This is a genomic window from Nocardia sp. PE-7 (genome assembly GCF_030486425.1).
Lineage (GTDB): Bacteria > Actinomycetota > Actinomycetes > Mycobacteriales > Mycobacteriaceae > Nocardia > Nocardia salmonicida_A.
Window position 1 is genome coordinate 5686776 of sequence record NZ_CP129614.1, and the last position, 25981, is coordinate 5712756.

Sequence of the window (25981 nt, forward strand, 5' to 3'; positions counted from 1 at the left end):
TATTCACCGAAGCGGTCGTCTGCGTCACGCCTGCGAGTCTATTGCCGACCGTGTACGCGCCGAGCACGGGGATACCGCAACACCGTCCGAGCCGCCACCCGAGAGACCAGGGTCACACCACGTCTGACCAGGTTCGATAGCCGTCGAACACGATAGACGCGCTGTGAGGACCCGTCGGACGGTGACCGATGACACAGAGATAGCCGCCCGACCCGTGACCCCGGCGGCCGCACCGTCACCCGGTAGCGACGCTCATCCGCCGGATCGCCCCCGGTGTCAGCGGCTCGTCGAGCAGACGCCCGAACCGCTCGACCCGGTCCTGCGCGCCGACCGCACCGTCGAGCCAGCCACCGAGCAACCGGTAGCCCTCGACATAGGTGCTGATGTAGGCCCGCCACAGCGGCGAGGAGAGAAACCGCAACGACTGCCGCGCCCGCTCCGGCGTCGCCAGGATCCACCGCTGCAGGAACAGGGCCACCTCGTCTTCGCCGCGATGCTGATCGTGCAGCAGCAGCGCGGCGTCCTGACGCACGTTCAGCAATTTCGCCGACGCGGTCGAGAAACGTTCGGCCCGTTCACCGTCGAAACGAAGGCCGAGGTCGGCGTAGATCTCCTGGGCCCACACGCCCCAGCCCGGTCCGACGATCGACTGCAGAGCGAGGTCGGCAAGGCCCTCGGCCATCAGGCACTGCGGGGTGTTGACCAGGAACAGCGTCTGCTCGTCCTCACCCGCCGCGACCAGTCCGGCTTCCTTGCGGCAGTGCTCGGTGTGATGACCGGGGTAGGCCTCGTGCGCGATCAGCGCGGGGAGGTTGCCCATGTGCTGTTTGAGGTCGGAGTTGATCGCCACCGTCGAGGCGAAATTACCCAGGTAGTAGTTGAAGCCGGACCAGGGCTTGTCGCCGACGACCTCGTAGGTGACGTGCTCGTGGTCGGGCAGCGGATACCGGTCGCGCACCCGCTCGCGCAACGCACTGGAGAACGCTTCGACGCAGGTAGCGAGCTTTTCCGGCGGGATCTCGTCGCCGCGACGGTAGGCGGCGGCCCGTTCGGCGAGCGGACCGTCGCCGCCGAGCACCTCGTCCATCTGCCGGTGCGCTTCGCGATAGTCGTCGGGGTCACCCGGTGCGATGTCGACGTCGAAATAGGCGCGGACCTCGTCGACGAAACCGATCTGCTCACCGGCGAACTTGCGCGCCGAGCACTCCATCGCCACCAGGTGGGCATCGAGGAATTCGGTGCGCTGGGCCGAGAGCCCGGCATCGGGCAGGGCGGCCCGCAGATCGACGGCGCGCCGGGCCAGCTCGGCGGGTTCGGGGACGGCGGCGTTCTCGACATCGCGACGCAGCTGCGGATCGCCGGTATAGGCGTCGACGAAGCCCTCTTCGAGGCGATCGAAAGCCAAACCGAGGCGCAGGTATTCAGTGACAAGTGGATGTGACCCCATCCGTCCGACATTACGTGGTCCCCCGGAAAATGGCGCCTTACCTCGGCATTGTCGCTAGTTACCGACCGGTAGCCAAACCCCCTGTTGCGCGCGGGCGGCGAGCACGGAGCACAATCTCGCTATGCGGTCAGAGTTATCCCGGAACTCACCAGACGGGCAGCCAAGCTGTGCGGATGCGCCTGGACGGAGGGTCGGGTAGGTGGCACGGATGAGTGAACCGAGCCCCTATGTGGAGTTCGATCGAAGCCAGTGGCGCACCCTGCGCAAATCGACTCCCCTCGTCCTGACCGAGGACGAACTGACCGGCCTACGCGGCCTGGGCGAGCAGATCGACCTCGAGGAAGTCGCCGAGGTCTACCTGCCGCTGGCCAGGTTGATCCACCTCCAGGTCGCGGCGCGGCAGCGGTTGTTCGCCGCCACCGCCACCTTCCTCGGGGAGAAACACCCCGACAAGCAGGTGCCGTTCGTGATCGGTGTCGCGGGCAGCGTCGCGGTCGGCAAGTCGACCACCGCGCGCGTGCTGCAGGCGCTGCTGGCGCGCTGGGATCACCACCCGCGGGTCGACCTGGTGACCACCGACGGATTCCTTTATCCCACCGCCGAACTCACCCGCCGCGGCATCATGCACCGCAAGGGTTTCCCGGACAGTTACGACCGGCGCAAGCTGCTGCGGTTCGTCACCGAGGTGAAGTCGGGCGCCGAAGAGGTGTGCGCGCCGGTGTATTCGCACAAGTCCTACGACATCGTGCCGGACGAGAAGCACTGTGTGCGTCAGCCCGACATCCTCATCGTCGAGGGCCTGAACGTGCTGCAGACCGGTCCGCGACTGATGGTGTCGGACCTGTTCGACTTCTCCATCTATGTCGACGCCCGCATCGAGGACATCGAGAACTGGTACGTGCAGCGCTTTCTCGCCCTACGCAAGACCGGCTTCGCCGACCCCGACGCGCACTTCCACCACTACGCGGCGTTCAGCGACGAGCAGGCCACCGCGGCCGCGCGCGATATCTGGAACTCCACCAACCGACCCAACCTGGTGGAGAACATCCTGCCCACCCGTCCGCGCGCCACCCTGGTGCTGCGCAAGGACTCCGATCACACGATCAACAGGTTGCGCCTGCGCAAGCTCTGATCGTCTTGCGCCGGATCAGCCGTTCACGGTCGGCGGCGCACCGAGCGAGATGACCTGCTTCGCCAATTCCTCACGGACACCGCCTTTGTGCACGACCAACACCCCGTGCGGAGTGCCGCGCGCATCGGTGGGTTCACCGGCGACCACCTCGATCACCGAGCCCGGCACCCGCCGGAGCATGTCGACCACCGGGTACTCCCCCACCGGCGCCCATCCCTGGGCCGCCGACTGCATCCGGTCCACCGTGCTCGGCGCGCCGACGAGATCGGCCCATTTGCGGGTGGCGATCGTGATCGATCCGTCTTCGCTCCAGCGCGGGCTGTACACCGCCGAGCACTCGCCCGGCAGCGTGGGCAGCGACCGGACGCCGTTGGTCGCGACGTCGAGGGTGGCCACGTTGCCGCTGCCGCAGGTCGCGCTGCGCGCCGTCGCCCCGGCCAGGACGAAGGTGTGCCCGTCGGGTCCGGCGGCGGCGGAGAGTCCGGCGTCGATGCCGGGTACGCGACCCAGCGGCAGGATGACGTCGGCGCCGATGGCGTAGAGGTGGCTCTTCTCCCACCACAGTCCGCGCGATTCGACCCTGGCCAGCAGGACGAATTCGTCGGTGGCCGCCACCAACTCGGCGCCGTTCCAGCTGCCACCGGTCATGGGACTCGGCGAATCCGGCAGGACGATCTCACGTTCGGGTGCGGCGGGCTCGGAACCGGCCAGATCCATGCTCATGATCTCACCGGGCTCCCGCCACCAGCCGATCACCGAACCACGCAACCCCACCGCGTCGGTGCAGTCGCACGGGATGCGCGTCACCGACCGGTCCCGCACACCCAGCGCCACCAGCGTCTTGCTGCTCGTCTCCACCGCGAACGCGTACTGCCCGTCCCTGGTGAAGGTCACCGCGGCCGACGAATGGCCGAAACTGCCCGGCGCCCGCACGGTTTCGGCGCCGTGCACCACCGCCAGCTCGGCGTCGGTGCGATAGGCGAACACGGGGCCCTTGGCGGCCTCCTCCTCGGCGGGTGTCAGTCGGGGCGGCGCGGGCTGTTCGACCTCACCGCAGCCCGCGACGACCATCACGGCGCCGAGCACCGCGATCAACGCACGCCATCCGCTCGCCTTCGTCGCAATTCCCACAGCTCACACCCCTGCAATGTGTCGTCGGGCCGGTCTCGCGCAGCAGCCTAATCGACACAGTCGGCGCAGCCGCCCAAAGACGTGCGCACGGCCGGAGCGAAGGCGGAGGTACGCCTAGTCGGGGGCGGTCGCGGATCGGCTCACTCCGCTACAACTTCCACGCCGCGTCGAGCCTGGTCGCCACGTCGATATTGCGGACGGCCGCGATCTCGGGCTTGCGGATCTCCTGCGCGACATACCGGGCGACGAAACGGCGGATCTCGTGGTCGACACTGGCGAGCACCCGCAGCAGCTCACCGCGCTTGGAGCTACTGGCGACATTGACCCGCACATCACCGGGCCGTGGCTCGGCGATATCGATGACCACCCGCAGCGGGTCGGCGGTGCGCGCGGTGAGATGCAGATGCACGGTGCCGTCGACCCGGAACCGGGACCGGTCCACCGCCAGATCGAGAACCAGATCCACGTGCAGCGGGATGGTCAGCTCGAAGGAGATGAACGCGTCGACGAAACGCAGGATTCGTGGCTGCCCGAGCTCCACCTGCGCGGTGACCTTCGCCAGCCGACCCGGCCCCACCCCGATCGGCCCGAAATCGAAAGCGGCCCCGGTGAGTTGGCCGAACGCGTCGGCGATGCGTTGCTCGGAGACGGCGTATTCCAGGAAACGCCTGCCGAATTCCTCATAGCTGATGTAAGAAGGCTGTTCGGGTTCCACTGACCGCAGAGTACGCGACGGTTACGACATCACACGCCGAAACGACGGTGCCGCGCGGCGTAATCCCTTAGTGCGCGCAAAAAGTCGACGCGCCGGAACTCCGGCCAATACGCCTCGGTGAACCAGATCTCCGAATAGGCGCTCTGCCACAGCAAGAAACCCGAAAGTCGCTGCTCACCCGATGTTCTGATCACCAGATCGGGGTCGGGCTGACCGGAGGTGTAGAGGTGCTGACCGATCGCGTCGACCGTAATCGACTGCACCAGATCCTCTCCCGACTCCCCTGACGCGATCTCCTGCCGCACCAGCGACCGCACGGCGTCGGTGATCTCCTGGCGTCCGCCGTACCCCACCGCGACGTTCACGTGCACGCCGTCGCGCCCGCTCGTCCGCTCGGCGGCCACCCGCAGGCGCTTGGCGATCAGCTCGGGGAAACCCTCGAGCGACCCGACGATCCGCACGCTCCAGTTCTGCTCGGGGGCGGACAGTTCCTCGACGACATCGGTGATCACTTCGAACAGGGTCTCGAGCTCGTCGGCGTCGCGGCGCAGGTTCTCGGTCGAGAGCAGATAGACGGTGACCATCTCGATGCCCTGGTCGGAACACCAGCCGACGAGCTCGGCGATTTTCAGCGCACCGACTCGATGGCCGTGGCTGACGTCGGTGAACCCGTTCTCGCGCGCCCAGCGACGGTTGCCGTCGCACATCACGGCGACATGGCGAGGGTGCTGCTTGTCTGCCAGCTGCTGTGACAGCCTGGCTTCGTAGATGCGGTACGGCAATCCACGCACCCGACCAAGAAACTCCACGCCCGCACCCTACGCTCCCCCGCTTCTCCGGGAATTTTGCCGGTCGTGGGCGGGGGGTGGGATTCGTGCCGGGCCTGTGGTGAGCCCGGGGTCGGCTTTTGGGGTGTTTGAGGAGTCACCCATGTTCTCGCGAGATCAGCGGGTTCGTCTTTTGTGTGGTCGGGGGCACGTTTTGTGGTGTCGAGGTGGGGGTTTGACGTACGGTTGGAACCGTAACTTACGGTACCGTAGGTTTTGGCCTTGGAGGTTTCGTGGAGGCAGTTCTGACGGAGATCGGCACGGTGAGCAAGCCGCGGTTCCGGGGGTGGATTCACACCTGGGCGGTAGGCGTTGCCGCTGTGGCGGTGACGGTGCTCGTGGTGTTCGGGTTCCTGACGTCGTTGACGGCGGGATGGTCGACCTTGCTCTACGGGATCTCGGTGTGCGCGCTGTTCGGGGTGAGCGCGGTGTATCACCGGGTCACCTGGGCGAGCGTGCGGACCCGGGTGCGGATGAAGCGGGCCGATCATTCGATGATCTTCCTGTTCATCGCGGGCAGCTACACGCCGTTCGCGCTGCTCGGATTGCCCGGGCGGACCGGGCAGATCCTGCTGGTCGTGGTGTGGGCGGGGGCCATCGCCGGGATCGCGCTGAAGTTGTTGTGGCCCACCGCGCCCGCCTGGGTCGGGGTGCCGCTGTATCTGTTGCTGGGGTGGGCGATCGTGCCCGTGATTCCCGAACTGCTGCGCAACGTCGGGGTCGCGCCGCTGGTACTGCTCGCGGTCGGCGGCGTGATCTACAGCGTGGGCGCGATTCTGTACGCGACCAAGTGGCCCAATCCCTGGCCCGACTTCGGACATCACGAGTTCTTCCATGCGGCGACGGTGGTCGCGGCGCTGTGTCACTACATCGCGATCTGGCTGGTCGTGCTCGGCTGAACGGCGCGTGCGCATCGCCTCTATCGGCGCGCCTTCTATGCTCGGTAGTTGTGTCACCCGTCAGCGCAGCTCGTGATGCCCGGGCGTCCTCGGGCGCCGGGTCAGGGCGTGTGCGGTGAACCGGCTGGTCCGCTGGGCGCTGCAGTCCTACTGGGGGCTGGCGCTGGTGGTGATTACCGCCAACATGGTCGGCGTCACGGCCATCTTCCTCGTCAGCTGGGCGGGCGGGGTTTTCAGCCGCCTCGGCAACGATTGGCGCGACGCGGCGGCACTGATCCTGATCTATCCGATCATCGCCTTCTCCGTCGGGATCGGGATCGCCCTCTACGACCGGCGCCGATATATGCGCTGGCTCGACGACAACCGCAAACCGACACCGGAGGAAGCGCGAATCCTGATCCGGCTGCCCGCCGCGATCACCCTGCGCGCGATCATCCTGTGGGCGCCGGGCGTCGTGTTGACCGTCTGGCTGGTCGACCGGTTCACCGACTATCACAACATCACCGTGCTGCTGGCCGGATTCGCCCTCGGCGGGCTGGAAGCGGCGGGCGCGATCTATCTGATCCTGGACCGCCTGATCCGACCGGCGGTGCCCATCATCGCCGCGGTGCTCGGGCCGACCGTGCATCCCAGCTCGACCGTGCTGGTGCGGGTGCTCGTCACCTGGGCGGTATCCAGTGCGCTGCCGGGACTGATCATCATCGTGGTCCTCAGCGATACCACCACGTCCGCCGAGGACCGGGTGCGCGCCGCCTTGCTGTTCTCGATCGTCGCCCTCGGTGTCGGCACCCTCGCCACCGCCTTGCTCGCGCGCTCGGTGGCGACGCCGATGCGCGCGATGTACCGGGCACTGGACCGGATCACCCGCGGCGAACTCGATGTGCGGGTGCCGGTCGGCAGCGCGAGTGAGATCGGCCGACTCGAACACTCCGTCAACGAACTCGCCGCCACCCTGCGCGAGCAGATGCACACCGAGGACGTCTTCGGCAGGCACGTCGGCTCCACCGTGGCCGAACGCGCACTGTCGGGCAGCACCGACCTCACCGGCGACGTGCGCATCGTCTCGGCGCTGTTCGTCGACGTCACCGGCTCGGTCCAGCTGTCCGCGGAAATGGCGCCGGAGGATTTCGTCCACAAGCTCAACCGGCTGCTCGCCACGGTCGTCGCGGCCACCGAGGACAACGGCGGCCTGGTGAACAAATTCGCCGGCGACGCCGCCCTGTGCATCTTCGGCGCCCCCTCCGCCCTGCAGGACAACGCCACCCCCGCCCTCCGCGCGGCCCGCCGCATCCGCGACGAAGTAGTCGCCACCGGCGAACTCGACGTGGGCATCGGGGTGGCCCGTGGGCAGGTGTTCGCCGGCGACGTCGGCGCCGACACCCGCCTCGAGTTCACGGTCATCGGCGACGCGGTCAACGAGGCGGCCCGCCTCACCGCCGTCGCGAAGGAAGCGCCGCGCCGGGTACTGGTGAGCGATTCGGTGTGGCAGGCCGCCACGCCTGCCGAGCGGTCCAAGTGGAAGCGCTACAAGGACTTACGCCTGCGCGGAATCCCCGGGCGAACCCGGACCTGGACGGACATCTCGCCGGGCAAGTGAGTCCGAGCCACCGATAGCGCCCTACCGCAGGAGCCGCTCACCGCCGCAGTGATGCTGTCAGGTCGGCGGGGTCGGTGACCGGGAGGTCGCAGACCGAGCCTCGGCAGACATAGGCGGCGGGGGTCCCGTCGACCAGCGGCCGGTCGGTGAGGAGCGGGGCGGTGTTCGGCGGAGCCGCGAGGATGATCGTGCCGCCGGGGGCCGAAGCGCGGGCCGCGGCGAGGAGTTCCATTGCGGCGGATGATTGTTCGGTCGCGGCGATGGCCACCTGATACGGCCCGCGAACCGCCGCTTCGGCGACCGACAGCCAGTTGCCCGCGGTGCGAGGTGCGCGCGCCAGCAGGATCGCGCCACGGGCGAGGGTCTGGTCGGCGAGTTCGCGGTAGCGGACGGCACGCTCGGTGTCGGCGACCGCCGATGCGGTGAGCAGGGCCTCGGCCAGGGCCGACGCGCCGGAGGGCGTGGCGCCGTCGACGGGGTCGCGCGGGCGCGCCACCAGGGTTTCGGCATCATCGGCGGTGTCGAACCAGCTGCCGGGGCGTTCGGGATCGGCGAAGTGGTCGATCGTGTTGTCCAGCAACAGTTGCGCGGCGGCGAGCCAGTCCGGTTCGCCGGTGGCCTGGTAGAGGGCGAGCAGGCCGGTGGTGAACCAGGCGTAGTCCTCGAGGACACCGGGCGGGGTGCCCGCGACGCCGTCGAGGGAGGCCCGGCGCAGTCTGCCGCCGACGAGATGGACGTCGAGCAGATAGCGGGCGCACCGCACGGCGGCGGCGATCCACGACGGTTCCTCCAGCGCCGCACCGGATTCCGCGAGCGCGGTGATGGCCATACCGTTCCAGGCGGTGACCACTTTGTCGTCGCGGGCAGGCTGCGGGCGTTGGGTGCGGACCTCGAACAGTTGGGCGCGCAGTCGGTCGAACCGCGACGACTGCTCGGCGTCGACCGGGTCGCTGCGCCGGGTGAGCACCGAGGTGCCCTGTTCGAAATTGCCCGCGGTGGTGACGCCGAGAGCGTCGGCCGCCCACATCCCTTCGAGCGGACCGAGTTCGCCGACCAGTTCGGCGGGCGTCCACACGTAGGTGGCGCCCTCCACGCCGGGACCGTCCGGTTCGAGGTGGGTGTCGGCATCGAGCGCCGACGCGAAACCGCCGTCGGCGGTCCCGAGATCTCCCAGCAGGAATTCGACCGTCTCCCGAGTCACTCTGTGCGGCAACGACTCCAACGGGGTCGGGGGTGTGCGACGCGAGAGGTGGGCGTAGGCGCGCAGCAGCAGGGCGTTGTCGTAGAGCATCTTCTCGAAGTGCGGCACCAGCCATCCGGCATCGACCGAGTAGCGCGCGAAACCACCGCGCAACTGGTCGTAGATCCCGCCGCGCGCCATCGCCTCGGCGGTGCGCTCGACCAGATCGAACACGGCCTGGTCGCCGGTGCGCTCCCAGTGCCGCAGCAGTCCTTCCAGCAGCGCCGACGGCGGAAACTTCGGCGCCCCACCGAATCCGCCGTGCGTCGCGTCCTCGTCGGCGGCGATCTCCAGCACCGCCTTGTCGAGAAGTTCACCGCCGATGGTGAATTCGGCGTCGGGCAGGCCCGCTGCCTGCGACTGGAGCGCATCGGTCACCTGACGCGCGGCCTTGTCCACGTCGTCGCGCCGATGGAGCCAGGTCTCCGACACCGCGCTGAGCAACTGCGTGAACGACGGCATCCCCCCGCGCGGCTGCTTGGGGTAGTAGGTGCCGCAGTAGAACGGCGCGCCGTCGGGAGTGAGGAAGCAGGTCATGGGCCAGCCGCCCTGCCCGGTCATGGCCACGGTGGCATTCATGTACACCGCGTCCAGGTCGGGGCGCTCCTCCCGATCCACCTTCACGCAGACGAAATCGGCGTTCATCTGCTCGGCTGTCGCGGCGTCCTCGAAGGACTCGTGTGCCATCACATGGCACCAGTGGCAGCTCGCGTAGCCGATCGACAGCAGGATCGGCACATTCCGCTCGGCGGCCTCGGCTAGGGCATCGGCGTCCCACTCTCGCCAATGGACGGGGTTGTCGGCGTGTTGACGCAGATAGGGCGAGGTCGCACCGGCCAATCGGTTCACGGTTCCACCCTGCCACACGCGACGATCACAGGCCGCGACCCGGTGTGTGCCGCCCCCCACGTTCAGCCCTGGGTGAATTCGATCAGAGCAGCAGGCGAGCCAGCTCGGCGGGGCTCGACATCATGACCATGTGCCCACCGTCCATTTCGACCGGCTCGATCCCCAGTCGGGAAGCTACGAGTCCGCGCATGAAGTCGGCGGGGAAGAAGCGGTCGTCGCGCAGCAGGATGAACCGGGTCGGCACCTCGGGCCACGATGCCAGCGGCCACGGGGACGCCATCGGAGTGCCGGACTGGCCACACTCGTATGTCTGCGCCTCGGCCCGCTGCTCGGGGGTGAGCTGGTTGTAGAACACGTCGTCGTCACCCGAGGTCGCGTGTCCGGTGTTGGCCCACCAGTCGCCCGGCGCCTCGCCGGGCGCCGGAATCATCGCCGATACCAACACCATTCGCCGCACCGGTACCCGCGCACACACGAGCGGTGCGGTGAAGCCACCGAACGAGTGCGCCACCACGACCACATCGCCTCGCTCGCCGATCGCCTCGACCACCGCGTCGGCGTATTCCGCCAACCCGGCACTGTCGTCCTCGCTCGGCAGCGGCACGGGTACCGCGTCATGGCCGAGGCCGCGCAGTCGGTCGGCCACCTGACCCCAGTAACCCGCATCGCAGCCCGCACCCGGGATCAGCATGAATGTGCTCATGCACAGTTGATAGCAAGGACCACCGACAAGAGTGCCGGTGCGCGACGCGTCGAGACGCCGCCACGAAAAGGCTCCACGCGGGCATCCACTTCGACCTCGGCACCGGGATCATCCATCCCGGCGCAGCGATCCGAACGGCCTGGCGAAACCGCTGCTCAGTGACTGGCACTGGGGCATGATGAAATGTGGAATCCTCACCCAGTTCGTCTAGCAGGAAGACCCGAGATGGTGCAGCTCACGCTTTCCGCACAGCGCGCTGCACTGGAGCGGGAGTGGGCGATGTGGGTGCCGGGTGGGGTTTCGGGGGTGGGACCGAGTTCAGGGGTTCGGACCGAGGTGGCGCAGTCGTGGTCGCGGTCGTTGCGGACGGTGGATCCGGGGCGCGATCACGCGCCGGTCAGTGAGACCGATATCGGACCTCGGTGGGCGGAGTCGCCGTTGCGGGGGCCGATCACCGAGTTGAAAGAGCAGTTGCACAGTGTCGCCGACGACGCGGGGTACGTCGCGGCGGTCACCGATGCTTCGGGGACGATTCTGTGGACGTACGGCGGGCCCGTCATGCGCAGGCGGGCCGAGCAGGTGAACTTCGCGCCCGGTGGCCGGTGGGACGAGGCGCACATGGGGACCAACGCGCTGTCTCTGGCTCTGCGCACCGACCAACCGCACACCGTGTTCTCGGCCGAACATCTCGTCGCGGCGCTGCACGGTTGGGTCTGTTATTGCGCGCCGATCCGCGCCGCCGACGGAACATTGCTCGGCGTGCTCGACCTGTCGACCACCTGGAAGCGCTCGCACCCGCTGGCCATGGCCACCGTGCGCACCATGACCAGTGCCATCGAGTCGAAACTGCACGCCGCCGCGCCCGCACCCGCGGGCATGCGGCTGACCTGCCTCGGAACCGGGCGGTTGATGCGCGACGGTCAGCAGATCCGGTTGCGGCCACGCCACCTCGAGATCCTGACCCTGCTGGCCCTCGACGACGACGGCTACAGCCACGAACGCCTGCACTACGCCGTCTACGGCGACCGCGCGGTCGGCGCGAGCACGCTCAAATCGGAGATGTCGTACCTGCGCCGCGCCACCGGCGGCGACATCACCAGTCGCGTCTACCGCTTCACCACCGCCCTGTCCTGCGATGCCGTCGACGTGCTGCGCGCCATCGAGCGAGGCGATCTCGACACCGCCGTGCGCCTGTATCACGGTCCGCTGCTTCCCGATTCGGAGACGCCGGGCATCAGCGAATGGCGCGACTACCTCGAAGTCGCCATGCGCAACGCGGTCCTCAACAGCCCGGACGCGAATCACGCACTGACCTACGGCGATTGCGCACCCGGCGACGTCGCCGTCCACGAACACGCGCTCGCCCTGCTCCCCGCCCGCGACGCACGCCGCGCGGTCGCCATCGCACGCCTGCACAGCGCACTGCGTACATAGGCCCTCGTTCTCGGCGCGCCTGGCGCCTCTGGACTGAGTGGAGGGTGCGACGAAGGAGTGCCCGGAGGGAGGGAAGAGGCGGAGTCAAGCGCCGAGAACCGCGGCACCAGCCGCCAAGAATCCTGTCTTCAACGTTTCATCAACCCTCGTACCGGATAGTGATGGGCGTCACGCTTCACCGGAAATCAGCGAGGAGCCACCGCATATGATCTACGCCAAGCCGGGCACCGAGGGCAGCATTGTCAGCTACGCGCCGCGATACGACAATTTCATCGACGGCAAGTGGGTTCCGCCGGTCGAGGGCCGCTACTTCGAGAACACCTCCCCGGTGGACGGGCAGCCGTTCTGCGAGATCGCCCGCTCGAGCGCCGCCGATGTGGAACTGGCTCTCGACGCCGCCCACCGCGCGGCCCCCGCCTGGGGTGAGACGTCGGCCGCCGAGCGCGCCAACATCCTCAACAAGATCGCCGACCGGATCGAGGCCAACCTCGAACCCCTCGCCGTCGCCGAAACCTGGGACAACGGCAAGCCGGTCCGCGAGACCCTCGCCGCCGACCTCCCCCTCGCGGTCGACCACTTCCGCTACTTCGCCGGAGTGCTGCGCGCACAGGAAGGCGGCATCAGCGAGGTCGATAAAGACACCATCGCCTACCACTTCCACGAGCCGCTCGGCGTTGTCGCACAGATCATTCCGTGGAATTTCCCGATCCTGATGGCCACCTGGAAGCTCGCTCCCGCCCTCGCCGCGGGTAACGCGGTGGTGCTCAAGCCCGCCGAGCAGACCCCGGCCTCGATCATGAAGGTCGTCGAGCTCGTCGCGGATCTGCTGCCGCCGGGAGTTCTCAACGTGGTCAACGGTTTCGGCGTCGAAGCGGGTAAGCCGCTGGCCTCGAGCCCGCGCGTGGCGAAGGTCGCGTTCACCGGCGAGACCACCACCGGCCGACTGATCATGCAGTACGCCAGCGAGAACATCATTCCGGTCACCCTGGAGTTGGGCGGCAAGAGCCCCAACATCTTCCTGCCCGATGTGATGGCCGCCGACGACGACTACCTGGACAAGGCGATCGAAGGATTCGTCATGTTCGCCCTCAATCAGGGCGAGGTGTGCACCTGTCCGTCGCGCGCGCTGATCGCCTCGTCGATCTACGACGAGTTCATGGCCCGCTGCGTCGAGCGCACCAAGGCCATCATCAGCGGCAACCCCCTCGACGAGGCGACCATGATCGGCGCCCAGGCCAGCAATGATCAGTTCGAGAAGATCCTGTCCTACATCGACATCGGCAAGAAGGAAGGCGCCGAGGTGCTCACCGGCGGCGCGGTCCGCAGCGTCGACGGGCTGGCCGACGGCTTCTACATCGAGCCGACGATCTTCAAGGGCAGCAACGACATGCGCGTGTTCCAGGAGGAGATCTTCGGCCCCGTCGTCGCGGTCACCACTTTCGACTCCACCGAGGAGGCACTGTCGATCGCCAACGACACCCTCTACGGCCTCGGCGCGGGCGTGTGGACGCGCGATATGAACACCGCCTACCGCCTCGGCCGCGGCATCAAGGCCGGTCGGGTGTGGACCAACTGCTACCACGCCTACCCCGCGCACGCGGCGTTCGGCGGCTACAAGAAGTCCGGCATCGGGCGCGAGAACCACAAGATGATGCTCGATCACTACCAGCAGACCAAGAACATCCTGGTCAGCTACTCGGCGACGAAGCTCGGCTTCTTCTGATGGTGCAGCGCGTCGACCTCACCGACAAGGCGGCGGCGCTGCTGCGGGACTTGACCGGGCAGCACGGCCCGGTCATGTTCCACCAGTCCGGCGGTTGCTGCGACGGCAGCTCACCGATGTGTTATCCGCGTGGGGAATTCCGGGTGGGCGGTTCGGACGTGCTGCTCGGGTACCTGCCCGGCGACACTCCGTTCTGGATGAGCGCCGACCAGTTCGAATACTGGAAACACACCCACCTCACCGTCGATGTGGTGCCCGGTCGCGGCGGTGGATTCTCCCTCGAAGCTCCCGAGGGTGTGCGGTTCCTGATCCGCTCACGTCTGTTCACCGACGAGGAAGCGGCCGCGCTCGAATCCACGCCGCCGCCCACCGGGTGATCTGAAACACGCGTAATCAGATCGTTTTCGCAGGTCAGCGGTGCTCGATACGCACCGCTGACCTGACGGATCCACGGCCGTAACAGTCGTCGACCATTCTGCAACTCTCGACGATCACCGTTGCCGCCGAACGCGTATCGCTTGTTGATGAGGAGCTCCCCGTGAGTACAGAAACCAGTCCCGCCACCGACGAGGGCGCACCGGTCGACGACTATCTCGCCAAACGCACCCTGCGCAAGGGATCAGCGGGCTGGGTGCTGCTCGCGGGCCTCGGCGTGAGTTACGTGATCTCCGGCGACTTCTCGGGCTGGAACTTCGGTCTCGCCGAGGGCGGTTTCGGTGGTCTGCTGATCGCCACGATCATCATCGCCGCGATGTATCTGGCGATGGTGCTCGGCATGGCCGAATTGTCCTCGGCGCTGCCCGCGGCGGGCGGCGGCTACACCTTCGCCCGGCGCGCACTCGGACCGTGGGGCGGATTCGCCACCGGCACAGCGATTCTCATCGAATACGCGATCGCGCCCGCCGCCATCGCCACCTTCATCGGCGCGTATGTGGAATCGCTGAACCTGTTCGGGATCACCGACGGCTGGTGGGTGTATCTGGCGGTCTACGCGCTGTTCATCGGTATTCACCTGGCCGGTGCGGGCGAGGCGCTCAAGGCGATGTTCGTGATCACCGCGATCGCGCTGGTCGGTCTGGCGATCTTCGCCTTCGCGGCCGTCGGCAGGTTCGACGTGGCCAACCTGACCGATATCGCGGCCGATCCCACGGCGACCGGATCGTCGTCGTTCCTGCCCTTCGGCTACCTGGGCATCTGGGCCGCCATTCCATTCGCGATCTGGTTCTTCCTCGCGGTGGAAGGGGTGCCGCTGGCCGCGGAGGAAGCCAGCGAGCCGGAGAAGAACGTGCCCAAGGGCATCATCGTCGCGATGCTGCTGCTGTGCGTCACCGGCGCGGCGGTGCTGTTCCTGGTGACCGGCGCGCTCGGCGCCCAGAGCGCGTCCGCCTCGGGCAACCCCCTGGTGGAAGCACTGGGCGACAGCTCGGCGGCCAAGGTGGTCAACTACATCGGCCTGGCCGGGCTGGTCGCCAGCTTCTTCTCGATCATCTACGCCTATTCCCGCCAGACCTTCGCGCTCTCCCGCGCCGGCTACCTGCCGACGGCCCTGTCGGTGACCAACTCCCGCAAGGCCCCGATGCTGGCGCTGATCGTGCCCGGCATCATCGGCTTCGCCCTCTCGCTCACCGGCAAGGGCGCGATGCTGCTGAACATGGCGGTATTCGGCGCGGCCCTGAGCTACGTGCTGATGATGGTGAGCCACATCGTGCTCCGCAAGCGCGAACCGAACATGCCGCGCCCGTATCGCACCCCCGGCGGCATCGTCACCACGGGGTTCGCGCTGGTCATCGCGGCCGCGTCGGTGGCGGCGACCTTCCTGGTCGACCCGACCGCGGCGCTGTGGACCCTCGGTGTGTTCATCGCCTTCATGGCGTACTTCGGGCTCTACAGTCGCAAACACCTGGTCGCCAAGTCGCCGGACGAGGAGTTCGCGGCGATCGCCGAGGCGGAATCCGAGCTGGAGTAACGCGCAGATACCCCGGTGGCCGACAGATCTTTTCGAAAGGGACCCGATGACCGTGTACCGCAGCACAATCGGCGTCACGACCTACACCTTCGACGGTTTGATCGACCTGATGGCCAAGGCCACCCCCCTGCGCAGCGGCGACGAACTCGCCGGCTGCGCGGCCGCCACGGATGCCGAACGCGCCGCGGCGCAATGGGCGTTGGCGGAGGTCCCGCTGACCACATTCCTCGATGACGTGCTCGTGCCCTACGAGACCGACGAGGTCACCCGGCTGATCATCGACAGTCACGACCGGGTGGCCTTCGCGCCGATCGCGCACCTGACGGTCGGCGGACTGCGGGACTGGTTGCTCGCGGTCGCCGTCACCGCGGATTCGGCGGCGACCCTGTCGGCGGTGTCGCCGGGGTTGACGCCGGAGATGGTGGCCGCGGTCAGCAAGATCATGCGCAATCAGGACCTGATCGCGGTGGCCAAGGCGGCCGAGGTGACCGCGGGATTCCGCACCACCATCGGCCTGCCCGGCCGGTTGAGCACGCGGTTGCAGCCCAATCATCCGACCGACGATCCGCGCGGGATCGCCGCCGCCACCCTGGACGGACTGCTGCTCGGCTGCGGCGATGCGGTGATCGGGATCAACCCGGCCACCGATTCACCGCAGGCCACCTCGGATCTGCTGCATTTGCTCGACGAGGTGCGATCGCGCTTCGACATCCCGACGCAGTCGTGCGTGCTCTCCCACGTCACCACGACCATCGGGCTGATCGAGTCGGGGGCGCCGGTGGACCTGGTGTTCCAGTCCGTGGCGGGGACCGAGGGCGCCAATACCGGCTTCGGAGTGAATATCTCGCTGTTGCGCGAGGGCAACGAGGCGGGGCGCTCGCTCGGGCGCGGCACCGTCGGCGACAACGTGATGTACCTCGAGACCGGGCAGGGGTCGGCGCTGAGCGCGAATGCCCATCTGGGCGTTGGTGATCGGCCCGTAGACCAGCAGACCCTGGAGGCGCGCGCCTACGCCGTGGCACGCGATCTTCAACCGCTCCTGGTGAATACGGTCGTCGGCTTCATCGGACCCGAGTATCTCTACGACGGCAAGCAGATCATCCGGGCCGGGCTCGAAGACCACTTCTGCGGCAAGCTGCTCGGCCTGCCGATGGGCGTGGATGTCTGCTACACCAATCACGCCGAGGCCGACCAGGATGACATGGACACGCTGCTCACCCTGCTCGGCGCGGCGGGTTGCGCCTTCGTCATCGCGGTCCCCGGCGCCGACGACGTGATGCTCGGCTATCAGAGCCTCAGCTTCCACGACGCCCTCTACGCCCGCCAGGTCCTGAACCTGCGCCCCGCACCGGAATTCGAAGCCTGGCTGTCGGGCCTCGGCATGTTGGACGCGAACGGCCGTGTGCGACAAGTGGAACCGTTGTCCTCGCCTCTGCGCGCGCTGACGGCCACCCGATGAGCGCGCCACGACAGCCGGGCGAACCCACCGGCGCAGCACCTGCGAACCAGCCCGTCGCGGCCTCGCCGGTTACCGCTCCCGACCCGGATTCGACTGTCGCCGAAGACTTCTGGCGCGCTCTCCGTGGCAGCACGCAAGCCAGGATCGGACTCGGCCGCACCGGCGACGCGCTACCGACGACCGATGTCCTCGCACTGCGCGCCGCCCACGCCGCGGCCCGCGACGCCGTACACCTGCCGCTCGACGTCGAGTCCTTCACCGAGCAGATCGCGGCCGTCGGGCTCGGCACTCCGGTGACCGTCGCCAGCCGAGCGGCGGACCGCGCGGAATACCTGCGCCGACCAGACCTCGGCCGACTTCCCGACGACCTCACCGCCGTCCCCGCCACCGGCGCCGATATCGGATTCGTCCTCGCCGACGGACTGTCCCCCGTGGCCCTCACCGAGCACGCCCCCGGCCTACTCGCCGCTCTCGCAACAGAACTCGGTGATCGCTACACCCTCGCCCCGCCGGTCGTCGCCACCCAGGCCAGAGTGGCGCTGGGCGATCACATCGCCGAAGCCATGGGCGTGCGCACCGTTCTTGTCCTGATCGGCGAGCGGCCCGGCCTCTCGGTCGCCGACAGCCTCGGCATCTACCTCACCCATCTGCCCCGGCCCGGCCGTGCCGACGCCGAACGCAACTGCATCTCCAACATCCACCCGCCCGACGGCCTCACCTACGCCGACGCGGCCCGGGTGGTGGGGGGCCTCGTCGCGGGCGCCCGCGCGCTCGGCCGCTCCGGCGTCGAGCTCAAGGACACCTCCCGCGCCCTGACCGGCGCCGATCCCCGCACGATCACGCCGTCACCATGAGCTGACCCAGACACCAGAGCCGTTCGATATGAACCGAAGCCGTTCGGTCCATAGAGTGATCCCCATGATCCGCACCGCCGCCCTCGCCCATGTCCGCGACCGCAGGCTGATTCAGACGCGTCCCGAAGGTAAGGATGTCTTCTACATGGCGGGCGGCAAGATCGACCCCGGCGAGACCCCTTTACAGGCGTTACATCGCGAGATCGAAGAAGAACTCGGCGTCGGCCTCGCCGGTGTCGCCGAGTTCGGCATCTTCGAGGCCGAAGCCTTCGGACACCGCCGCAACACCGGCCTGCACATGACCTGTTTCCGCGCCGAACTCACCGGAGAACCCTTCGCCACCGGCGAAATCGCCGAATTCCGCTACTTCACCGTGAGTGAATACGCCGCGATGGAGCACGTCGCCCCCGGTTCGATGATGGTGTTCCGACGCCTGCACGAACTCGACCTCATCGACTGGTGATCCGCGGACGGCTTCGATTGGATATCGGCCGAAACGAACCCACGAACGGCAGCGATCCCATAGCTGTGAACATGCCGATATCCACCGCGCCGATGACTGTCTCCGAGCGCCGCGCAGCCCTACGCCGACTCGTCGCGCTGTTCGGCCTGATGAACACGATGATCGAGTTGAACGCCAGTGGGGCGCCGCGGTCGGTGGCCGAGCACGCCGTCACCGCCCGCGACCTGGTCGGCGAACTCGTCGCCGACCTGGCCGCGGCGCGCTAGGCGTCCGGGCCTACTGGGAACCCTGCTTCGGTTCGGAATCCTCGACGGTGATCACACCGGGCTCGGTGCCCTCGTCGGCCTTCTGATCCGGTTCCGGGTGCTCGGGTTCGAACGTTTCGGGCAGGCCCTTGAGGTGCTTGTTCATCGAGCGGACCAGCAGCACCGTGCCTGCCAGCAGAATCAGGATGACCAGCAGGCCCAGGGGCGAGGCCTTGCCGAATTCGGGGCCCGTCGGTTGCTGTGCGAGGTAGACCAACATCACCGGTCGTTGTCCTCGATGCCGGCGAACAGGTCGGTCTCCGGGATGGCGGTGGATACGCGCGTCTTGGCCAATTCGAACTCCTCGGTCGGCCAGAGCCGCTGCTGCATCTCCAACGGGATCGCGAAGAACGCGCCGTTGGGATCGATCTGGGTCGCGTGGGCGCGCAGAGCGTCGTCACGCTGGGGGAAGTATTTCGAGCATTCGATCTGGGTGGTGACCCGGCCCATGATGTCGCTGCGCGCACGCGTGTACTGCTTCATCCGGTCCAGCCACTCCTGCAGCGGGAACGGTTCACCGATGCGCTCGTACTCCGCGGCGAAGGCTTCCAGCCGCTTCATGCTGAAACCGTGGTCGTAGTAGAGCTTGAGCGGCGTCCACGGCTCGCCCGCCTCGGGGAACGCGCTGGGATCGCCCGCCGCCTCGTAGGCGGCCATCGACACCTCGTGGCAGCGGATGTGGTCGGGGTGCGGGTAGCCACCGTTCTCGTCGTAGGTGGTGATCACGTGCGGCTTGAACTCGCGGATCACGCGCACCAGCGCTTCGGTGGACTCCTCGAGGGGCACCAGTGCGAAGCAGCCCTCGGGCAGCGGCGGCAGTGGGTCGCCCTCGGGTAGGCCCGAATCGACGAATCCCAGCCAGTGCTGACGCACGCCGAGCGCGTGGGCGGCCGCGGCCATCTCCTCGCGTCGCACTTCGTTGATCCGGTCGAGCACACCAGGTGTGTCCATGGCCGGGTTCAGGATGCTGCCGCGCTCGCCGCCGGTCAACGTCACGACGAGCACCTCCACGCCCTCGGCGGCGTACCTGGCGGTCGTCGCGGCGCCCTTGCTCGATTCGTCGTCGGGGTGGGCGTGCACTGCCATGAGGCGAAGGCCACTCACTTCTCGTTCACCGTCGCTCTCGCTCGCGGGTGTCAGATGTCGTTACCTATAGTTCCATCCGACCCCCTGTTTGTTCCGACCACCCCCGGGAGCGCGAACCGATGACCGAGCCCGCACCGGACTCCGCCGCGACCTCGGCCGCCGCAGCAGCGCGACACGCCGACCGTTACGGCACAAAACCACCTGCGCGTCGCCTGTGGCTGATGGTTTTGCTCGGTGTCGGGGTCGTTGCCGTCGGCTTCGCGGTGGCCTATCTCGGCTTCCAGAAATATGGTCCGAAGGCGATCGAGACCGAGCAGCTCGGCTATGTGGTCGTCGACGACTCCACCTTGGAAGTGCGCATCAAGGTCACCCGCGACGATCCGCGGCAGGCCGTGGTCTGCTTCGTCCGGGCGATGGATCGCGACGGCGCCGAGGTGGGACGGCGCGAGGTGCTCGTCCCCGGCTCGGACTCGACCAGCGTGCAGGTGACCACTACGGTCAAGTCGTCGGCACGCGCTTCGGCGGGCGATATTTATGGTTGCAGCGACCAGATACCTGGGTATCTGCGCACCAGCGCTCCGTGACCGAACACCAGCGCTAGGCGGTCCGGCGCACCAGCGCTAGGTGATCCGGCGCGCTGAATTGCCCGGCTGACTAGGCTGACCTGCATTTTTGTGAGACATGCTAAAATGGGCTGATACACGGTTCCGGGGTTCGGAGCCGTGTTTGCTGCATTGGCGGCCAGCGGTGCTGTTTGCGGGTATCGGGTTCACCCCCAGGATCGCTCCAGCCGTCGGGCTGGTGCATGCCCTCCTCCGGGAGGAATCGCGCTGGTTTCTCAGGAATCCCGGTGCGCCGGGAACAACTACTAGGGAGTGATCGAGATGACCGAGAATGTGACCTGGCTTACCCAGGAGTCGCACGACAGGCTCAAGGGCGAGTTGGACTCGCTCATTGCCAATCGTCCGGTCATTGCCGCCGAGATCAACGAGCGCCGCGAAGAGGGCGACCTCAAGGAGAACGGTGGCTACCACGCCGCGCGTGAAGAGCAGGGTCAGCAGGAGGCGCGTATCCGCCAGCTGCAGGAACTGCTGAACAACGCCAAGGTCGGCGTCGCCCCCACCAAATCCGGCGTGGCGCTGCCGGGCTCGGTCGTCACCGTCTACTACGACGGCGACGAAGGCGATACCGAGACCTTCCTCATCGCCACCCGCGAAGAGGGACTCGGCGCCACCGGCCTCGAGGCCTACTCGCCGAACTCGCCGCTGGGCGGCGCGCTGATCGACGCCAAGGTGGGCGAGACCCGCGAGTACACACTCCCCAACGGCAACACCATGAAGGTCACGCTGGTCAGCGCGGAGCCGTACCACAGCTGAGCCGGCTGAACCCGTACGTCGAGAACCCGAACGCAAGCGGCCGCATCCGGAATCCGGATGCGGCCGCTTCGTCATGTGTGGGGCTCCCGCTCAGCTCAGGGCCTGCTCGACGTCAGCCAGGAGATCGCTGATGTCCTCGATGCCGACCGAGAGGCGAACCAGGTCGGCGGGGACTTCGAGGGCCGAGCCCTCGGTGCTGGCGTGGGTCATCGCGCCCGGGTGCTCGATCAGCGATTCGACCCCGCCCAGCGATTCGGCGAGGGTGAAGATCTCGGTCCGCGAGCAGAACTTCAGCGCCGCTTCCCGGCCGCCTGCCAGGCGCACCGAGATCATGCCGCCGCTGCGACGCATCTGCTTCTGCGCGATCTCGTAGCCGGGGTGCGTGGGCAGACCTGGGTAGATGACCTGCGAGATGGCCGGATGGTTGGTCAGGAACTCCGCGATGACCTCGGCGTTGTCGCAGTGCTTTTCCATCCGCACGGCCAGCGTCTTGATGCCGCGCATGGTGAGGAAGGCGTCGAACGGGCCGGGCACCGCGCCCGCGCCGTTCTGCAGGAACGCGAAATCCTTGTCGAGCTCGGCGCTGTTGGTGATCAGCGCGCCGCCGATGACATCGGAGTGCCCGCCGATGTACTTGGTAGTGGAGTGCAGGACGACATCGGCGCCGAGCAGCAGCGGCTGCTGCAGGTACGGGGTGGCGAAGGTGTTGTCGACGACCAGCTTCGCGTCGGCCTCGTGGGCGATATCGGCCAGCGCGGGGATGTCACCGATGCTCAGCAACGGATTGGTCGGGGTCTCGATCCACACCAGCTTGGTGTTGGGGCGGATGGCCGCGCGCACCGCGTCGACGTCGGCGATGTGGGCGGGCGAGTGCTCGATGCCCCACTGGCTGAAGACCTTGTCGATGAGCCGGAAGGTGCCGCCGTAGGCGTCGTCGGGGATGACGATGTGGTCGCCGGGGCGCAGCATGGCGCGCAGCGCACAGTCGGTGGCCGCCATACCCGAGGCGAAGGCGCGCCCGTAACTGCCCGACTCGAGGGCGGCGAGGTTGGCTTCCAAGGCCGTGCGGGTGGGGTTGCCGGTGCGCGCGTACTCGTAGCCACCGCGCATGCCGCCGACGCCGTCCTGGGCGAAGGTCGAGCTCGCGTAGATGGGTACGTTCACCGCACCGGTCTGAGGATCGGGTTCGTATCCGGCGTGCACGGCCCTGGTGGAGAATCCCAGCTCACTCATATCCCTCAGACTAGTTGGCCGGTTCGGGTCGCTTTCGCAGGGGTTCTCGACATGGTCGATGTGCCGGATTCGGTATCGGTACTGCGGTTAAGCTCACGCCATGGTCACCGTCGAAGAGTTGTTCGCCATTGATCCGTTGCTGTCGCCGGAGGAGCGCGAGATCCGCGACACGGTGGCGCGATTCGGGGAACGCAGACTGCGGCCACACCTCGCGGACTGGTTCGAGGAGGGGACGTTCCCGGCCCGCGAGATCGCGCCGGAGCTGGGCAAGCTCGGACTGCTCGGCATGCATCTCGAGGGCTACGGCTGCGCGGGCGCGTCGGCCACCGCGTACGGGCTCGCCTGCCAGGAGCTCGAAGCCATCGACTCCGGTGTACGCAGCATGGTGTCGGTGCAGGGCTCGCTGGCGATGGCGGCCATTCACTTCTTCGGGTCGGAGGAGCAGAAGCAGCAGTACCTGCCCGCGATGGCGGCCGGCGAGGTGATCGGGTGCTTCGGACTCACCGAGCCCGACTTCGGGTCCAACCCCGGCGGAATGCGCACGCGGGCGCGTCGCGACGGTGACGACTGGGTTCTGAACGGGTCCAAGATGTGGATCACCAACGGGTCGGTGGCCGATATCGCGATCGTCTGGGCCTACGCGGACGAGCCGGGCACGGACAAGCCGCGAGTGCGCGGCTTCCTGGTGCCCGCGGGCACACCGGGTTTCACCACTCGCGAGATCCACCGCAAGCTGTCGCTGCGCGCATCGATCACCGCCGCACTGGATTTCGACGACGTGCGCTTGCCCGCCGACGCGGTGCTGCCCGAATCGCGCGGGCTCAGTTCCCCGCTGGCCTGTTTGAGCGAGGCGCGGTTCGGCATCATCTTCGGCGCGCTCGGCGCCGCACGCGACTGCCTGAGCGCGGCGATCGAGTACGCCCGCACCCGCGACGTGTTCGACAAGCCGCTGGCCGGCTACCAGCTCACCCAGGCCAAACTGGCCGATATGGCGCTCGAGCTCGGCAAGGGACAGTTGCTCGCGCTACACCTGGGCCGGTTGAAGGATCGTCACGAGATCACCGGCGAGCAGATCAGCGTGGGCAAACTGAACAGCACCCGCGAAGCCCTCGAGATCGCTCGCGAATGCCGGACCATCATGGGCGCCAACGGAATCACCCTCGACTACCCCGTGTTGCGGCACGCCAACAACCTGGAATCGGTGCTGACCTACGAGGGCACCGCCGAGGTGCACCAACTGGTCATCGGCAAGGCGCTCACCGACGCCAACGCGTTCCGGTAGGTCAGGTACCGGCGGTCAGGCCCGGCCTCGGCGCGGGCCTGATCATGCCACCGGCGAAGGCCACGGCGAGCATCACGATCACCACCGTGAACACGGTCAGCGCGATGGGCACGGTGATCGCTGTGGGGATGCCGAGCAGCGTCAGACCGGCCACACTGCCGCAACCCCAGAAGATCGCGGCGGCCAGCCGACCGAACAACGGCGCGTAGGGCAAGCGCCGCCAAGCGCCCGCGATTCTCGTCTGAGCCGAATACCCTGCGCTAGCAGCGATTACCGTGCTCATGCCGAACAGGTGAACGGCCGGGTCGGTGACCTGCACTGCGGATCCCTTCACTCGCCGAGCTGGTTTGCCGAAAGTTGCCTCTCAACGGTTATACCCATTCAGAGTCCATCCGACGCCCGGTTCGCGCAACTCCGCGGTATCGATCGGATCCCGTCGGCTACGCCCTCGTCGCTCCGGTCGGCGCGGGCAGTTCCAGGTTCGCGCGGTAGGTGCCGCCCAGATAGTCGGTATCGAGCAGACCTCGGCGACGCAGCTCGGGCAGCAAGCCGTTGACGACGAAATCGTGGGTGCGTTCGTCGGTGAGCCCACCGAGGGAGATCACGTCGAGCACATTCGCCCGATAGCGCTCCTCGATCGCGTCGGCCAACTGTTCGGGCGTGCCCGCCGCGGCCCAGTGCCCGGTGTCCTTGGCGGCGATGACGAGTTCGCGCAGGGTCGCGCCGGAGGCGGCGAGCTTGCCGAAGATCTCGACCCGTCCGCGGCGCCGATGCACCGAATCCAATCGCGGCAGCAGGCTTTCCGGGATGGGCTTGTCCAACGGCAGGCCGGACAGGTCGATGGCGCCACCCAGCATGTCGGCCAGTTGACGGCGACCCGCCTCGAAATCGGTGGCTTCGGCGGCCTCGCGGACCAACCTGCGGGCTTCCTCCTCCGTCGCACCGTAGGTGGCGTGGAAGGAACTGAAGATGAGCGGCAGTCCGTCCGGCCTGCCCAATTCGGCGGCGCGGGCGCGGATCTTCTTCGTATAGGTGACCGCGTCCTCGAGCGTCGCCAGCGAGGTGAACACCACCTCCGCGAATCGCGCGCCGAGTTCCACGCCACCGGCGGACTGGCCCGCCTGGAACTGCACCGGCCTGCCCTGCGGCAACGGCGGAATGTTCAGCGGACCACGCACCGAGAAATGCTCTCCGGCATAGTCGATCGGCCGTACGAGCGATTCGTCCAGTGCCGCACCGCCTTTGCCGTCCGGCCGCAGCGCACCGGGCTGCCAGCTGTCGAACAGCGCGTTGACCACCTCGAGGGATTCCGTGGCGCGCGCGTAGCGCTGCTCGGGGCTCGGCAGGTCAGCGTCGCCGTAGTTCTCCTCACCCAGCGAGGAGGTCACCACGTTCCAGGCCGCGCGGCCGTTGCTGATGTGGTCGAGCGTGCCGAAGAGCCGGGCCAGGTTGTAGGGGTGATGGAAGGTCGTGGAGACGGTGGCGATCAGGCCGAGATCGGTGGTCACCGCGCCGAGGGCGGCGAGCTGGATCAGTGGTTCCTGCGCGCCGATCGCCCCCTGGGCGCCGAAGCTGAGCAGGTCCGCGGCGAAGATCGCGCCGAACTTGTTCTCCTGCGCGATCCGCGCCACCCGCACCGCTTCGTCGAGCGTCGAGCGGGTCGGATCGAGGGCCGCGGCGTACACATCGCGCGATCCGCTGACCCCGGTGACGGTCTTCAACTTCCGACGTTCACTGCCCATGGTCGACAGTCCAGCAGGACGCCACGGGGGCGACCATGGTTGCGCTCACCCGAATTCGATCGACCGCGAGGAGATTGCGGAACATTCGCCAGGTCACGCTATTGATCTTGAAGAGATCCAATTTTATCAATGCGGGAGAGATTGCTACCATATTGCAATGTTTGCGCCCGGTCCCGCGTTGCTCGAACCCTCGGCGCAACGACAATTACAACAGTTGAACACCGATTTCGGGGCACCGGCGGCAGCCGCCGCCGCAGTGGCGCCCGCCCTGTCCGCCCAGTTGGATCAGCACGCCGCCGCCGTGCGCGACATCCTCGTACTCGGTGTCGATGATTCCGCTCGCGTGCCGATGACCATTCTGCTCGCCGGTTATGTCCGCGGGCTCCTCGACCATTTCGCCGAGCGACCCGACGGATTCTTCGCAGGCGCGCCTGCCGACTGGCACGACGCCGACTGGCTGCAGTTGCGTCTGGCCGCGGTGTGCGCGTACGCCGCCGACTGACGCCGACCTCGGACAG

26 protein-coding genes are annotated in these 25981 nt (G+C 67.6%); 15 read left to right on the forward strand and 11 right to left on the reverse strand.

What is annotated here, in order from left to right; translation table 11 throughout:
• Positions 1–235 precede the first annotated feature (235 nt).
• Complete coding sequence (locus QX204_RS26730) at positions 236–1447, reverse strand: hypothetical protein (protein ID WP_056813633.1); 1212 nt, start codon at positions 1445–1447, stop codon at positions 236–238.
• A 199-nt stretch (positions 1448–1646) separates the two neighbouring features.
• On the opposite strand from QX204_RS26730, the gene coaA reads away from it, so the two are divergent.
• Positions 1647–2579 carry a type I pantothenate kinase gene (gene coaA, locus QX204_RS26735; protein WP_056813636.1) on the forward strand — a complete coding sequence of 311 codons (933 nt, stop codon included), beginning with the start codon at positions 1647–1649 and terminating at the stop codon, positions 2577–2579.
• A gap of 15 nt (positions 2580–2594) precedes the next feature.
• Here the strand turns inward: coaA and QX204_RS26740 are convergent, their stop codons facing one another.
• From QX204_RS26740 to QX204_RS26750, 3 genes are all read right to left on the reverse strand, one after another.
• Positions 2595–3710, reverse strand: a complete 1116-nt coding sequence (locus tag QX204_RS26740; protein ID WP_301903260.1) for a hypothetical protein — start codon at positions 3708–3710, stop codon at positions 2595–2597.
• Positions 3711–3858: 148 nt separating this feature from the next.
• Complete coding sequence (locus tag QX204_RS26745; protein ID WP_301903262.1) at positions 3859–4425, reverse strand: hypothetical protein; 567 nt, start codon at positions 4423–4425, stop codon at positions 3859–3861.
• 29 nt (positions 4426–4454) lie between these two features.
• Positions 4455–5234 (reverse strand): isoprenyl transferase, encoded by a 780-nt coding sequence (locus QX204_RS26750; RefSeq protein ID WP_056813646.1) that lies wholly within the window; start codon positions 5232–5234, stop codon positions 4455–4457.
• Between the two features lie 251 nt (positions 5235–5485).
• Here QX204_RS26750 and QX204_RS26755 point away from each other — a divergent pair, with 251 nt between their 5' ends.
• Both QX204_RS26755 and QX204_RS26760 read left to right on the forward strand, forming a co-directional pair.
• Positions 5486–6151 carry a PAQR family membrane homeostasis protein TrhA gene (locus QX204_RS26755; protein ID WP_084465817.1) on the forward strand — a complete coding sequence of 222 codons (666 nt, stop codon included), beginning with the start codon at positions 5486–5488 and terminating at the stop codon, positions 6149–6151.
• Between the two features lie 115 nt (positions 6152–6266).
• A complete protein-coding gene (locus QX204_RS26760) occupies positions 6267–7748 on the forward strand; it encodes an adenylate/guanylate cyclase domain-containing protein (protein ID WP_301903270.1) in 1482 nt (493 codons plus the stop codon).
• A gap of 37 nt (positions 7749–7785) precedes the next feature.
• Here the strand turns inward: QX204_RS26760 and QX204_RS26765 are convergent, their stop codons facing one another.
• A complete protein-coding gene (locus QX204_RS26765) occupies positions 7786–9837 on the reverse strand; it encodes a thioredoxin domain-containing protein (RefSeq protein WP_301903272.1) in 2052 nt (683 codons plus the stop codon).
• Positions 9838–9919: 82 nt separating this feature from the next.
• The gene (locus tag QX204_RS26770; protein WP_301903274.1) at positions 9920–10540 is read right to left on the reverse strand and encodes an alpha/beta fold hydrolase; all 621 of its coding nucleotides are present in this window, start codon (positions 10538–10540) and stop codon (positions 9920–9922) included.
• 225 nt (positions 10541–10765) lie between these two features.
• Between QX204_RS26770 and QX204_RS26775 the strand changes: the two genes are divergently transcribed.
• From QX204_RS26775 to QX204_RS26810, 8 genes are all read left to right on the forward strand, one after another.
• Positions 10766–11974 carry a helix-turn-helix domain-containing protein gene (locus tag QX204_RS26775; protein ID WP_301903276.1) on the forward strand — a complete coding sequence of 403 codons (1209 nt, stop codon included), beginning with the start codon at positions 10766–10768 and terminating at the stop codon, positions 11972–11974.
• A gap of 205 nt (positions 11975–12179) precedes the next feature.
• On the forward strand, positions 12180–13697 hold the full coding sequence (gene adh, locus QX204_RS26780; protein ID WP_301903278.1) for an aldehyde dehydrogenase: 1518 nt from the start codon (positions 12180–12182) through the stop codon (positions 13695–13697).
• Entirely contained in the window at positions 13697–14074 is a 378-nt protein-coding gene (locus QX204_RS26785; RefSeq protein ID WP_301903280.1) for a DUF779 domain-containing protein, read from the forward strand. The genes adh and QX204_RS26785 overlap by 1 nt, the downstream gene beginning before the upstream one ends.
• Positions 14075–14235: 161 nt before the next feature.
• Positions 14236–15663 carry an ethanolamine permease gene (gene eat, locus QX204_RS26790; RefSeq protein WP_301903281.1) on the forward strand — a complete coding sequence of 476 codons (1428 nt, stop codon included), beginning with the start codon at positions 14236–14238 and terminating at the stop codon, positions 15661–15663.
• 46 nt (positions 15664–15709) lie between these two features.
• On the forward strand, positions 15710–17122 hold the full coding sequence (locus tag QX204_RS26795) for an ethanolamine ammonia-lyase subunit EutB (RefSeq protein ID WP_301903282.1): 1413 nt from the start codon (positions 15710–15712) through the stop codon (positions 17120–17122).
• On the forward strand, positions 17119–17976 hold the full coding sequence (gene eutC / locus QX204_RS26800; RefSeq protein WP_301903283.1) for an ethanolamine ammonia-lyase subunit EutC: 858 nt from the start codon (positions 17119–17121) through the stop codon (positions 17974–17976). Before QX204_RS26795 ends, eutC begins: the two co-directional genes overlap by 4 nt.
• A 64-nt stretch (positions 17977–18040) precedes the next feature.
• Entirely contained in the window at positions 18041–18439 is a 399-nt protein-coding gene (locus tag QX204_RS26805) for an NUDIX hydrolase (protein ID WP_194826619.1), read from the forward strand.
• 71 nt (positions 18440–18510) lie between these two features.
• The gene (locus QX204_RS26810) at positions 18511–18705 is read left to right on the forward strand and encodes a hypothetical protein (RefSeq protein WP_301903285.1); all 195 of its coding nucleotides are present in this window, start codon (positions 18511–18513) and stop codon (positions 18703–18705) included.
• A 10-nt stretch (positions 18706–18715) separates the two neighbouring features.
• Here QX204_RS26810 and QX204_RS26815 read toward each other — a convergent pair whose 3' ends face one another.
• Positions 18716–18964: a hypothetical protein gene (locus QX204_RS26815; RefSeq protein ID WP_056813692.1), complete on the reverse strand. Its 249-nt coding sequence runs from the start codon at positions 18962–18964 to the stop codon at positions 18716–18718.
• Complete coding sequence (mca, locus tag QX204_RS26820) at positions 18964–19830, reverse strand: mycothiol conjugate amidase Mca (RefSeq protein ID WP_301903287.1); 867 nt, start codon at positions 19828–19830, stop codon at positions 18964–18966. Before mca ends, QX204_RS26815 begins: the two co-directional genes overlap by 1 nt.
• Before the next feature lie 119 nt (positions 19831–19949).
• Between mca and QX204_RS26825 the strand changes: the two genes are divergently transcribed.
• Together QX204_RS26825 and greA are read left to right on the forward strand one after the other, a co-directional pair.
• The gene (locus QX204_RS26825; protein ID WP_301903289.1) at positions 19950–20414 is read left to right on the forward strand and encodes a DUF4307 domain-containing protein; all 465 of its coding nucleotides are present in this window, start codon (positions 19950–19952) and stop codon (positions 20412–20414) included.
• A gap of 300 nt (positions 20415–20714) precedes the next feature.
• Positions 20715–21206: a transcription elongation factor GreA gene (greA, locus tag QX204_RS26830; RefSeq protein ID WP_056813695.1), complete on the forward strand. Its 492-nt coding sequence runs from the start codon at positions 20715–20717 to the stop codon at positions 21204–21206.
• Between the two features lie 90 nt (positions 21207–21296).
• On the opposite strand, the gene QX204_RS26835 is transcribed toward greA, so the two are convergent.
• On the reverse strand, positions 21297–22439 hold the full coding sequence (locus QX204_RS26835) for a cystathionine gamma-synthase (RefSeq protein ID WP_301903291.1): 1143 nt from the start codon (positions 22437–22439) through the stop codon (positions 21297–21299).
• Between the two features lie 100 nt (positions 22440–22539).
• Between QX204_RS26835 and QX204_RS26840 the strand changes: the two genes are divergently transcribed.
• Complete coding sequence (locus QX204_RS26840) at positions 22540–23721, forward strand: acyl-CoA dehydrogenase family protein (RefSeq protein ID WP_301903292.1); 1182 nt, start codon at positions 22540–22542, stop codon at positions 23719–23721.
• Between the two features lies 1 nt (position 23722).
• Here the strand turns inward: QX204_RS26840 and QX204_RS26845 are convergent, their stop codons facing one another.
• The gene (locus tag QX204_RS26845) at positions 23723–24004 is read right to left on the reverse strand and encodes a hypothetical protein (RefSeq protein WP_301903294.1); all 282 of its coding nucleotides are present in this window, start codon (positions 24002–24004) and stop codon (positions 23723–23725) included.
• Between the two features lie 157 nt (positions 24005–24161).
• Positions 24162–25463 (reverse strand): NtaA/DmoA family FMN-dependent monooxygenase, encoded by a 1302-nt coding sequence (locus tag QX204_RS26850; RefSeq protein WP_301903295.1) that lies wholly within the window; start codon positions 25461–25463, stop codon positions 24162–24164.
• Positions 25464–25620: 157 nt separating this feature from the next.
• Between QX204_RS26850 and QX204_RS26855 the strand changes: the two genes are divergently transcribed.
• Complete coding sequence (locus tag QX204_RS26855; protein WP_301903297.1) at positions 25621–25965, forward strand: DUF6401 family natural product biosynthesis protein; 345 nt, start codon at positions 25621–25623, stop codon at positions 25963–25965.
• Positions 25966–25981: the final 16 nt, after the last annotated feature.

What these genes read in the sequence shown, in the direction of transcription:
- QX204_RS26730 (WP_056813633.1), bottom strand. Translation starts at nt 1,447, where the DNA reads ATGGGGTCACATCCACTTGTCACTGAATACCTGCGCCTCGGTTTGGCT.
- QX204_RS26770 (WP_301903274.1), bottom strand. Translation starts at nt 10,540, where the DNA reads ATGAGCACATTCATGCTGATCCCGGGTGCGGGCTGCGATGCGGGTTAC.
- QX204_RS26775 (WP_301903276.1), top strand. Translation starts at nt 10,766, where the DNA reads ATGGTGCAGCTCACGCTTTCCGCACAGCGCGCTGCACTGGAGCGGGAG.
- adh (WP_301903278.1), top strand. Translation starts at nt 12,180, where the DNA reads ATGATCTACGCCAAGCCGGGCACCGAGGGCAGCATTGTCAGCTACGCG.
- QX204_RS26785 (WP_301903280.1), top strand. Translation starts at nt 13,697, where the DNA reads ATGGTGCAGCGCGTCGACCTCACCGACAAGGCGGCGGCGCTGCTGCGG.
- QX204_RS26795 (WP_301903282.1), top strand. Translation starts at nt 15,710, where the DNA reads ATGACCGTGTACCGCAGCACAATCGGCGTCACGACCTACACCTTCGAC.
- eutC (WP_301903283.1), top strand. Translation starts at nt 17,119, where the DNA reads ATGAGCGCGCCACGACAGCCGGGCGAACCCACCGGCGCAGCACCTGCG.
- QX204_RS26805 (WP_194826619.1), top strand. Translation starts at nt 18,041, where the DNA reads ATGATCCGCACCGCCGCCCTCGCCCATGTCCGCGACCGCAGGCTGATT.
- QX204_RS26810 (WP_301903285.1), top strand. Translation starts at nt 18,511, where the DNA reads ATGCCGATATCCACCGCGCCGATGACTGTCTCCGAGCGCCGCGCAGCC.
- QX204_RS26815 (WP_056813692.1), bottom strand. Translation starts at nt 18,964, where the DNA reads ATGTTGGTCTACCTCGCACAGCAACCGACGGGCCCCGAATTCGGCAAG.
- mca (WP_301903287.1), bottom strand. Translation starts at nt 19,830, where the DNA reads ATGGCAGTGCACGCCCACCCCGACGACGAATCGAGCAAGGGCGCCGCG.
- QX204_RS26825 (WP_301903289.1), top strand. Translation starts at nt 19,950, where the DNA reads ATGACCGAGCCCGCACCGGACTCCGCCGCGACCTCGGCCGCCGCAGCA.
- greA (WP_056813695.1), top strand. Translation starts at nt 20,715, where the DNA reads ATGACCGAGAATGTGACCTGGCTTACCCAGGAGTCGCACGACAGGCTC.
- QX204_RS26835 (WP_301903291.1), bottom strand. Translation starts at nt 22,439, where the DNA reads ATGAGTGAGCTGGGATTCTCCACCAGGGCCGTGCACGCCGGATACGAA.
- QX204_RS26840 (WP_301903292.1), top strand. Translation starts at nt 22,540, where the DNA reads ATGGTCACCGTCGAAGAGTTGTTCGCCATTGATCCGTTGCTGTCGCCG.
- QX204_RS26845 (WP_301903294.1), bottom strand. Translation starts at nt 24,004, where the DNA reads ATGAGCACGGTAATCGCTGCTAGCGCAGGGTATTCGGCTCAGACGAGA.
- QX204_RS26850 (WP_301903295.1), bottom strand. Translation starts at nt 25,463, where the DNA reads ATGGGCAGTGAACGTCGGAAGTTGAAGACCGTCACCGGGGTCAGCGGA.
- QX204_RS26855 (WP_301903297.1), top strand. Translation starts at nt 25,621, where the DNA reads ATGTTTGCGCCCGGTCCCGCGTTGCTCGAACCCTCGGCGCAACGACAA.